We start from the raw sequence: 10,714 nt of genomic DNA on the forward strand, positions 1-10,714 counted from the left end.
TTGATTTCCTTTTTACCTTTCGTAAGTATAATGGTATTATAAGACGTCCTTAGCCTTCAACTCATTTTCAATTTCCACGATCAGCGATTCTATTCCGCTTTTAACGCGATATGCGCGATTTTGTACGAGTGTATTATCGAAAGCAATAGCATAAAGCAGCCTGGAGAAATTAGCATCCCTTTTAAGCATTAAATAGTTCGATGAACTAATTTGGTAATGACCAAAAAACAGCAATTCTGGGCGGGCATTCCATTCGAAATATTGCAATAACGAAGGATTTATTTCTTGTAGTTTAAATTGGGTACGTTCTTCTTCATACCTGTAATAGTATGTATACAGGGATTCATAAAGTAGCGAAAGGGATCCTCTTAAACTATCATTTAAAATAATTTCCACTCCCTTTGAAACTAATAGATTATAACCACTTTTGTTAGGGTCAAAATGTGGGTTCACACGAAGTTTCGCTACATCATAGTAGAATTTTTCAGATGGGACAGAATCTGTTTTCATAAATTGGATAATGTCTTCGCTGGCCTTATTTACGCTGTCCATTAAACCAATATCGGAACGTATTTCCACCAAATCATGTTCCAGATTGCTCAATATTTCCTGTAAAATTTTGATTTCGACAGATCTTTCTTTTAAGGTGTCATTCCAATTATTTAGCTGCAATGCAATCAAAATCCCAATCACCACCAGTACAATTTCCCCAATGGCATAAAGCAAATATTTGCTGAATTTATTTTCAGTCAGTAATCGCTGGCGGATTTTTCTGAAGAATTTTATCATTGATTATTGGTTAGTGGTAATGAAGCATAACGCCCCTGGCTAAGGTACGGCGCCTGGAAGCGCATAACACCAGGGCATAATTATAAACTACAAGTTAGAGATTTTTCACAGACGAACGCAGGTGATGGATTATAGGCGTCGTTAGCCAAGGTAACGCTAATACTTAAAGCGAATCATTAAGAATTTTTGTGGCAAGCCAACCTTTATCATCAAAATTAAACCTGGGGCTATATATAAATACACTATCATTTTTAACTCTATAATTAAAGTACAAATAGGAATATAAATATGTAGTTTCATCAACTTTATGCATCATATACCCGGAATCCGAAGTATATCCTTCCCATTTTAGATATGGATAACCATTTTTAACCGTCTGTTCAATGGTATCTCCCCAAGATAATATGTAATTTCCTTTAAAGGAAGCGATAAACTCGTCATCGATCTTCCATTTGGCCTCCTTGCTCTCCAGACCAAATTTAGAGGAGATCATGTCATAGCATTTTAGCGCATGTTCCCTGTATATAATTACTTGATCAATTTGCGATCTTACGGCATCCATCCAATGAACGGTTTCAGCCTTGAACCGAGGGTCTTTCAAAATATAATCCTGAAAACCCTTATCATTCGCAATTAATATTAAATTATATTTGTTTTGATAAAATTCGAGCTCTGATCGTTTCCTAATATTCTCATTCAAAGCATCATATAACAATCCTTGTATCTCCAAAATCCTTCTCTTTTCGGTTTCAAAAAGAGTGCTCAGTTCGTCAACCAATGCTAAATATTCTTGAGGAATGTTGTCAATATTTTGCATAAGCTGATCATAAGCTTTTTGAGTAAGTGAAACCGAAGTATAAGTCTTGTTTAACTCGAATATATAATTCCAATCAGGTGAGTCATATGATTTTAGATCTTCAAGCGTAATCTTATTCATAGCAACCATGTATCTTAATGAGTCCATGTGTTGATTAGCCTGGAAAAAAACGGTTGTTTCATCTATATTAGAATCCAGTTCCTCCAAAACTTTTTCGAAAATTGACTCAATTCTAGCTAGTGATTTCCTCTCTTCGTTCCTGTTGTTCAGGTCAAGGGCTATAAGTATTCCAACTACCACAAGAATGATCTCCCCACTTGCATAGAGAAGATATCTACTAACTTTCTTTTGATCGAGAAGTCGTTTACGGAGTTTTCTAAAAATATGGTTCATTGGTTGGTTATATATTGGCTAACAATTGAATTTAGTACATTATGCACTTTATCCCACGTATGCAAACTAAGATAGTTTATTTAGATTAAGCCCAGAGTTGGTTGGAGCTTACTGGTCATGTAGTAAAGTTTTATGTGTGCACTTTGGGGAGCGTCACAGATGTAGCTATTATTTATTAGGTGGTGAATTTATTTAGGGTCGCAATTATTGAACTTGGGTTGTGGGAGTGTCCAAGCTGAGGCATTAGCTGAGAAGGCGTTACAATAAGTAACTTTATTGATATCCCATCTGGAAATGTCTTGATTGAAGGAAGTTGCATTATCGAACATGCCTCCCATATTAGTGACATTACTTACATCCCATCTGGAAATGTCTTGATTGAAGGAAGTTGCATTATCGAACATGCCTCCCATATCAGTTACATGACTTACATCCCAATTATTAAGTGGCTTATTGAAGGATTCAGCACCAATGAACATATAACTCATATCAGTTACCCCACTTACATCCCATCTTGAAATGTCTTGATTGAAGGAAGTTGCATTATAGAACATGCCTCCCATATTAGTGACATTGCTTACATCCCATCTTGAAATGTCTTGATTGAAGGAAGTTGCATTATCGAACATATAACTCATATCAGTTACCCCACTTACATCCCATCTTGAAATGTCTTGATTGAAGGAAGTTGCATTATAGAACATGCCTCCCATATTAGTGACATTGCTTACATCCCATCTGGAAATGTCTTGATTGAAGGATTCAGCACCAAAGAACATTCGAAACATAATAGTGACGTTGCTCACGTCCCAACTAGAGAGGTCTTGATTGAAGGATTTAGCATCATAGAACATCCCCGACATATCATTTACATTACTTACATTCCAACTACCCAATGGCTGATTGAAGGAAGAAGCATTAATGAACATCCCACTCATACTAGTGACATTGCTTACATCCCAATTATTAAGTGGCTGATTGAAGGATTCAGCACCAATGAACATATTAAGCATAATAGTGACGTTGCTCACGTCCCAACTAGAGAGGTCTTGATTGAAGGATTTAGCATCATAGAACATCCCCGACATATCATTTACATTACTTACATTCCAACTACCCAATGGCTGATTGAAGGAAGTTGCATTATAGAACATGCCTCCCATATTAGTGACATTGCTTACATCCCATCTGGAAATGTCTTGATTGAAGGAAGTTGCATTATCGAACATGCCTCCTATATCAGTTACATGACTTACATCCCAATTATTAAGTGGCTTATTGAAGGATTCAGCACCAATGAACATATAACTCATATCAGTTACCCCACTTACATCCCATCTTGAAATGTCTTGATTGAAGGAAGTTGCATTATCGAACATATAACTCATATCAGTTACCCCACTTACATCCCAATTATTAAGTGGCTGATTGAAGGATTTAGCATCATAGAACATTTGGTTCATATTAGTTACATTACTCACATCCCATTCACTGATGTCTTGATTGAAGGAAGTTGCATTATTGAACATGCCCGACATATCAGTTACATGACTTACATCCCAACTACTTATTGGCTGATTGAAGGAAGATGCATTAATGAACATGCCTCCCATATTAGTGACATTGCTTACATCCCATCTGGAAATGTCTTGATTGAAGGAAGTTGCACTTAAGAACATGTGTGCCATATCAGTAACCAATGTCGTTATCACCATGGTTACATCCTCTCCCTTCCTAACCATTTCATATAGCATTGTGTTATCGACAACTGTATAAGTTTCGCCATTTAATTCATAGGATTCCCCCACAATAGCGTTAGGATGGGCTTTTATGGTAACCCCGTTTGCATCCAAATAGACATTCTGGGCTTTACAAGAAATGATTAATAAAAAGGAGATTAACAGGGTAAGTAATAGCCGTGTCATAATGCGAGCAGTTTATTTCAACAAAAAAGTAAAAAAAAAGGAGAAAAACTCAAACCCCGTAGTTACACTTTTGTGTAAAAAAATATTAGAAGTGGGTCAAATAAGTCCGATTGAAGCACGTATAGGGAATTTTTCCTGCCTACCTATAGTACAGATGTCGCCCTCGTAGGAGGGGGGGAGTTATCCGCAGCCTGGGGAAATATCCCTTGCCCATAACGGGGTGTTGTTCCTGGACGAACTACCGGAGTTTAAAAGGAATGTGCTGGAAGTGATGCGGCAACCCCTGGAAGACCGGGAGGTCACTATCTCCAGGGCGCGCTTTACCATTACCTATCCGAGCAATTTTATGCTGGTGGCCAGTATGAACCCCAGCCCGGGGGGTTATTTTAATGACGGACAACAAAACTTTCAACATACGGCTACCGAAATGCAGCGGTACCTGAACCGTATTTCTGGCCCCCTGCTGGACCGGATCGATATCCATATGGAAGTATGCCCGGTGCCGTTTGAGGAATTGAGCTCAAAGGGTAGGGGGGAAAGCATTAAGGACATTCGGCAGCGGGTGATAAGAGCCAGGGAATTGCAGGAAATACGGTTTGCGAAGGAATTGGGCACCCATTGCAATGCCCAGATGGATGTCCGGCAAATCCGTACATATTGCCCCCTGGATAAAAAGGGGAAAGCCCTGCTGGGAACGGCTATGAAACAACTGAAGCTATCAGCCAGTGCGTATAACCGCATAAATAAAGTAGCCAGAGGCATAGCCGATCTGGAATCGCAGCGGGAAATAGAAGAGAAGCACCTGGCGGAGGCCATTCAGTATCGCTCCCTGGACCGGGAGGGGTGGTTGGGCTGATCTACTCCCACAGGCCAATGCGCCTCATTACCTCCTTTATCCTGGGATCCTCGAATAGCCATTGGGTTTTGCTCGGATGGCGGATGGCGAAATAGGGCAGGTTGGGGTCCCTCCGGATGTACATGCGCTCAATCCATTGGGCCGTTTTATCTCTGTTCTCTGCAAATTGGTATAGGATAGTAATGAATGCTGCGTCCAAATCCTCAGGCTCTGAAAGGGCTCCCAGGGTATCGGCCAGCTTATTAAGTGCCACTTCATACCCTTCATTTAGATAGGTTGCCTTAAAATCAGCTGCGATGTCTGGTTTCATTTTAAGAAGATTTGAATTGCTAAGGGAAATTATGACGCTGTCATTTTTTTTTTGAAACCCATAATGCATAAAACCCAGATCGCCCGATGCTACCAGTCCGACTTTTTCATATTGACCGCTATGATCCAGCATCACCTTGTAAAAGAAGTTTACCATGGGATTGAGGGGGTCCTGTTCCCTGGCGATCTCAATTTCCTCCCAGGCCTTCTCCCAGTTGCTTTGCATCATCTCGAAATGGGCATAAAAGGCATGAGCCTCCGCAAAGTTCGGATTGAGTTCCAGACATCGCTCGATGGCATCCCTGCACCCCTGCCAATTGTAATCATAGGCAAGTTCGGTGGCATACATCCGCCACACCTCGGCATCGGTACTGTCCAGGGCAAAGGATTTTCTGATGTATTCGGAATATTTGGGCTCTGTTTCTTTTTGGGTGAATCCGGGATGGTTCAACTGCTTCCTGGCAATCCAGACCCCGGCCAGGCCGGCATAGGCAGGTGCGAACTGCGGGTCGATCTCCAGGGATTTCTTAAAATTTTGCTCAGCTACGTTGACCATCTCGGGAGTCAGGTACGAAAAGTTCGTCCTTCCCCTGAGATAAAACTCATAGGCTTCCGGATCCACGGGCCTCTTCGTTTGCATGCGATGCTCTTCATCAGGAGAAAGTGCAATGTTTATTTCATCTGAAACGGTTCGAATAATATCATCGTAGAGCTCAAGTACTTCTTCCCGCCTCAGCTCATAGGATTTTGTCCACAGCTGGAGCTCCCGGGGCATGTCGCCGATAAGGCGGACCTGTAATTTGAGTGTCTCTTCGGGAGCAGGCAGGAGGGAGCCTTCAATAATAGCATCTACCTGGAGTTCCCCGGCTATTTCATGCAAACTTTTTTCTGTATTCGCATAGAGGGCCGTGGAGGTTCGCCCGATGATCCTCAGGCCACTTACAGCCCCCATTTGTCCGATGAGTTCTTCATGCATCCCCTGGGCCATATACTCCTGTGTGTTGTCACCAGTCAGGTTGGTGAACGGTAAAATTGCGATAGAGCCTACTGAGGAGGCCAGCTCTTTCTGATTCTTCCGGAACTGCAGTAGCCTCAGCTCTGTGGGTTTAAGCTGATTGGGGTTTGCCTGACTGTAAAAAATCACTGTGAGGGCCAGGGCGGAATTGATCAGGTGTATCCAAAGTGCCTTGCGGGTAAAACTTCGGTAGTGCCATTCGTGTATGAGGGCAGCCGGTAACCCGAAAATAGCCAGGATAACAATCGCATCAGAAAAAGATCCCTGCAGGCCATATCGGGCAACGATATAGTTAAAAAGTTCAATAAAGACCCCAGCGGTTCCGAGGTAGACTACCAGGGTTTTTCCAAGGTTTCGTTTCTCCGGGGTGTTGGCGCTCATCTGATATATATTTTATTTGGCCCGGTTGATACTTGAAGGTCAGTACATTAAATTTACAAAATTTACAGGGGTTTCCCTACCTTTTAAGGATCGTCAATAAAAGGCAGTTTTGAAATTAGATAGTGCTTAATAAAGGTTCCGTAACTCAATAAAATACGTTAAGGGTCATTTGCTCTGAATGAGCTGCCAAAATTGTGAAGTAGCTTTCCTGGAAGTTTGCAGTAAGTAAAGGACGCGTGGGAAAGGGCATTTCCAGGATTGAAATAAGGGATGTTTCGGACAGATTTATCGATAAACTGCATAATATTCCCGTTGTTTTGCGGTTATTTACCTAGATAATACTATTTTCAACGGCTGATACCCATATTTAGTGATGCGTTTTCCAAAAAGACCGCTTAAAATAACCTTTATATCTTCCTTCTTCCTGTTATTGATCTTCGGGCTCAGTAGTCATTTAAGGGCCCCCGAATCTGCAAAGAAGCAGGCAAATCTGGCCACTACGGAAAAAGCCAACAAATACATTTTTGACCGGGAAGCTGCAGCATTGTATAGATCCCAGCAACAACAATTGCAACTGGCGCTTCAGGATTATTTCAGGAAGGCTGTTTCTTCGGGTCAGCTAGTAGGGGCAGGGGTTAGTATCGTAAAAGGGGATTCTATTGTAATTGCCGAAGGGTATGGAAAAAAGGATATTAAAAGTGGAGACGGCGTTAATGGACATACGATCTTCAGGTTAGGGTCGCTTTCAAAAGGGTTTGCCGGAATACTTGCCGCCGATCTGATTAAGCAGGGAAAATTGAGCAGGGAGGCGAAAGTCAGGGATTATATCCCGGATTTTCAATTGGGTGACAGGAGGAATACCGACAAAATTACCTTGACCAACCTTCTATCGCATACTGCCGGAGCACCTTATCACAGCTATACAAACCTGGTTGAAGCAGGATTGCCCTTGCAGGATATTGCTTCGCGCTTTGTACAGGTTAAACCCATAAGCAAACCTGGAGAACTCTACAGTTATCAGAACGCCCTGTTTGCACTTTCGGAACTAATGATAAGCAAGGCTTCAGGTAAGCAGATGTCAGAGTATCTGCTTGAACGCTTCTTTAAACCTTTGGAGATGTGTTCCACTTTTATGGATCATAAATCCCTTCAGAGCTCTGAAAATATAGCATTGCCCCATACCCGGAGGAGAAGTGGCTGGCGCACAAACAACCTAAATGATCATTATTATAATGCGATTGCTGCCGGAGGGATCAGTGCCAATGCCATGGATATGGGCAGATGGATGCGGTTTTTACTGGGCCACCGGCCGGATATAATGGATAAAAATGCATTGGCAATCGCTTTTCGCCCCAATGTAGAAATCCCCGGGCGAAGTAAATATTACCAGCGCTGGTCCGGTCATGAATCTTCTTATTATGGTTTTGGCTGGCGTATACATCATTTTAGGGATAAGGCCTCCGAATCCCAAAAAACCATATGGCACCATGGGGGAAGCGTCAATAACTACAGGAATGAAATTGCCCTTTACCCTCAGGACGATTTAGGAATTTGTGTTTTGCTGAACAGTAATTCCCGTCTGTCAAGTACAGTGATTCCGGATTTATATAAGATCGTTCAGGAGATATATCGAAAGACAGCTGTAAATATGGCCGCAAATAACACCCAGGAGTCTGAACCTTCTATATAGGGGGCGAATAGGCCTCTTCCGGGCTGCCTTTTAAATTACTACTTTATTTTCCAGCCAGAGACGGATAAGGGTGTCGTTATTGGAAATTTCAACCAGATGAAACTTTGCATAACTTTTAAAGGCTCTTGACTCTTCAAGGCGCTCCATGCATACTGAAGAAGGGTAGAGGTAGTTGGAATGGATCAGGAACAGTTCCCCTTTCCGTTTGAGGAGGTATCCTACATGGCTTTTGTCAAAACCTATAAAATAAATTCCTTCCCGGGTCAGGGCGTCTATTTCTGCCATTGCTTTTTCGGGGTTTTCCTGTACAACCTTCAGAATTTCAGCCCCGCAACTAATGGATTTGGCCTCGTCAATTGGTGATTTCTGTGCCAGTTTATAGCGATTGAGTTTTACACCCATATCACGCAGGGTGGTTGAGATAAAGTACCCACACGCAATTTCACCCTGGTTCGGTACGGCAGTATGACCTCCAAAACTCCATGGGGTCCCGTACCAATGGGGTATGATTTTATCCACTAAGTGATTTGTGAAGACAGCCTTGACGCTATCCAGGGAAATAATATCTTGTCTCAGCCCTTCCACCAAACGGGATCGAAGCTGGGTGATGTCTGCTTTGACCAGATCGTAAGATTTAGAAATAGTATCATTTAAGTCATTGTAAGCATAGTTCTTATTTACTATTCCGTGGGGGTATATAACTGAAAATTCCTGTTCAATGCTGTTTGAATCGGCAATGTCCTCGGTCATGATAGGCATTTCATTTTCCAATCCAAAAAAGAGCAACAGCGATATGATTAACATGGTAAAATTCAAGTTTTAAAGGAGATCGCCCCAGGTAAAATTAACGCGAGAATTGAAAATGAATTTTAAAGGATACGTTAAATTTTATTTTTATTCGATGAGTGCTACACTTATATATTCAGGTTCACCGCCCACCAGACTTCATAATCATTGGGAATCAGGGGGCGATAGCTTTGATAACCCTGATCCGCAATCCTGATTCCGATGATATTATTTTCATCATCCCGCACATAGGAAATAAAAATAAAAGAGTGACCGAACGGGTCAAATTCCTTTACGTTTGCCCCTCTAACCACCTTTTCGTAATCCTCCCGGTCTTTCCAGACCTGCATAGGGGCCCCTGGCCGGAGCTCTCCGTTCCAAATCCCCTCTTTATCGATCAGGGTTCCCATCCCGGCATAGGCAATAGCCCCGGCATTTCCTTTGCCCCTGTATTCTATTGGAAGGTTGCGCCATCCTTCATGAATTCCGGACGCAGAGACATACAGATAATCAAAAACTTCCTCGGGTGAATAGTAGGCTGTGGCCATGCTCCTGGGAAGGTCGTCATAAAAAGAATGGCCGTGAACGCTTTCGTAGGCCCTCTCAAAACGTCTTTTACTCACTGCGAGGCAGTGACCCCCAGGTTCCTTGTCTTTGCTGGTCACATAGTTTTCTACTATTTTCTGAGCCACAGCACTCCCTTTTTTCAAAAGATCTGTTTTCTTGCTTCCATCCGCAGTACTGTCATTGGAAATTATTTCCCTTTCTACGAGGGAGTCCGGTATTTGTGTGAGGATTTCCGTTGAGTCTGACAGTGCTGCAGCTATAGTATCGGCTTCGGCCCAAATCTCGAAATGTTCATCCATCCCGAAAACTTTGGGGGCTACACTCTGGGAAATGGCATGCTGCCCAACGGATTCCCCGGGCTTTACTGCCATTTGCTGGCTACCACTTTCGGTCTCAGATATTTTTGAGGAACCGCATCCAATAAGAATAACCCCCAACAGCCCTGTCAGACTCATGTTCCTGACAGGCTTCCTCAAAATGCCGAATTTTCTGATGGTATTCATTATGCTTAAGATTCTCCTGCTTTTCATGTGGTAATCCAATAGAACAATTCACAATAGAAAGCTTATCGGAAATTCCATTCCAAATAAATGCAAAATTATTGTAAACAAGCTATAATTCTACTCATTGAAGAAATTAGTCTGGATCTATCCGCTTCCGATAATCCAAGGATTCTAGTAAGACACTGCTTTGCTACAGCGATCCGTGCCTTACATACTAAAGGCGGAATACGAGAAGTGATTGATTTCTCCCCTTGGGGTCAATTCTGTATTCCAGCAGTTTTCCAGATAATATTTTCTTCCGAGTAAATGCTGCGGTGAACTAAAGTTAGGGGCTTAAAGGATATTAAAATTTTGATAAAGTGCGGTCAAATCCTGTTAAAATGTTCCTAATACCCGTTACAAGTTCGGTTTTCTGTCGTCTTTTAAATGAACAACAACTCTAAGTAAACAAACACAATGTCTGCTAATCTCAGTCTCATATTATTTAAAGTTATCAAGGTTTACAGCCTGGGCTTTATTTTCTACGATCTGCTGCTGAGTACCTTTATGGCTATGGAAATTGATATGGTAACCCTGGTCTATACCTTATCAATTGAAGGTTTTTTCGTACTACTAAAAGCTGTACAGATCGAGATACCCCTTTGGATAGAGGCCATTCAGGATTTGGTGTAAACACAAAATTA

The 10,714-nt window shown here is 42.0% G+C and carries 8 protein-coding genes and 1 pseudogene; 3 read left to right on the plus strand and 6 right to left on the minus strand.

Annotated elements, in window-relative coordinates; translation table 11 throughout:
- Positions 1–36: 36 nt before the first annotated feature.
- From ACT6NV_RS13200 to ACT6NV_RS13210, 3 genes are all read right to left on the minus strand, one after another.
- A complete protein-coding gene (locus tag ACT6NV_RS13200) occupies positions 37–789 on the minus strand; it encodes a DUF6090 family protein (protein ID WP_445384911.1) in 753 nt (250 codons plus the stop codon).
- A 163-nt stretch (positions 790–952) separates the two neighbouring features.
- Positions 953–1,999, minus strand: coding sequence for a hypothetical protein (locus tag ACT6NV_RS13205; protein WP_445384912.1), 1,047 nt, complete (start codon positions 1,997–1,999; stop codon positions 953–955).
- Positions 2,000–2,187: 188 nt separating this feature from the next.
- Positions 2,188–3,924, minus strand: a complete 1,737-nt coding sequence (locus ACT6NV_RS13210) for a BspA family leucine-rich repeat surface protein (protein ID WP_445384913.1) — start codon at positions 3,922–3,924, stop codon at positions 2,188–2,190.
- A gap of 123 nt (positions 3,925–4,047) precedes the next feature.
- On the opposite strand from ACT6NV_RS13210, the pseudogene ACT6NV_RS13215 reads away from it, so the two are divergent.
- Positions 4,048–4,780, plus strand: a pseudogene (locus tag ACT6NV_RS13215) (ATP-binding protein); the annotation flags it as partial.
- 1 nt (position 4,781) lies between these two features.
- Here ACT6NV_RS13215 and ACT6NV_RS13220 read toward each other — a convergent pair.
- Complete coding sequence (locus ACT6NV_RS13220) at positions 4,782–6,485, minus strand: hypothetical protein (protein WP_445384914.1); 1,704 nt, start codon at positions 6,483–6,485, stop codon at positions 4,782–4,784.
- Positions 6,486–6,858: 373 nt separating this feature from the next.
- Between ACT6NV_RS13220 and ACT6NV_RS13225 the strand changes: the two genes are divergently transcribed.
- Positions 6,859–8,175 carry a serine hydrolase domain-containing protein gene (locus tag ACT6NV_RS13225; RefSeq protein ID WP_445386700.1) on the plus strand — a complete coding sequence of 439 codons (1,317 nt, stop codon included), beginning with the start codon at positions 6,859–6,861 and terminating at the stop codon, positions 8,173–8,175.
- Positions 8,176–8,205: 30 nt separating this feature from the next.
- On the opposite strand, the gene ACT6NV_RS13230 is transcribed toward ACT6NV_RS13225, so the two are convergent.
- Both ACT6NV_RS13230 and ACT6NV_RS13235 read right to left on the minus strand, forming a co-directional pair.
- Positions 8,206–8,979, minus strand: a complete 774-nt coding sequence (locus tag ACT6NV_RS13230) for a hypothetical protein (RefSeq protein ID WP_445384915.1) — start codon at positions 8,977–8,979, stop codon at positions 8,206–8,208.
- Positions 8,980–9,089: 110 nt separating this feature from the next.
- The gene (locus ACT6NV_RS13235) at positions 9,090–10,031 is read right to left on the minus strand and encodes a hypothetical protein (RefSeq protein ID WP_445384916.1); all 942 of its coding nucleotides are present in this window, start codon (positions 10,029–10,031) and stop codon (positions 9,090–9,092) included.
- Between the two features lie 456 nt (positions 10,032–10,487).
- Between ACT6NV_RS13235 and ACT6NV_RS13240 the strand changes: the two genes are divergently transcribed.
- Positions 10,488–10,703 carry a hypothetical protein gene (locus ACT6NV_RS13240; protein ID WP_445384917.1) on the plus strand — a complete coding sequence of 72 codons (216 nt, stop codon included), beginning with the start codon at positions 10,488–10,490 and terminating at the stop codon, positions 10,701–10,703.
- Positions 10,704–10,714 lie beyond the last annotated feature (11 nt).

Source organism: Robiginitalea insularis, from assembly GCF_052497835.1.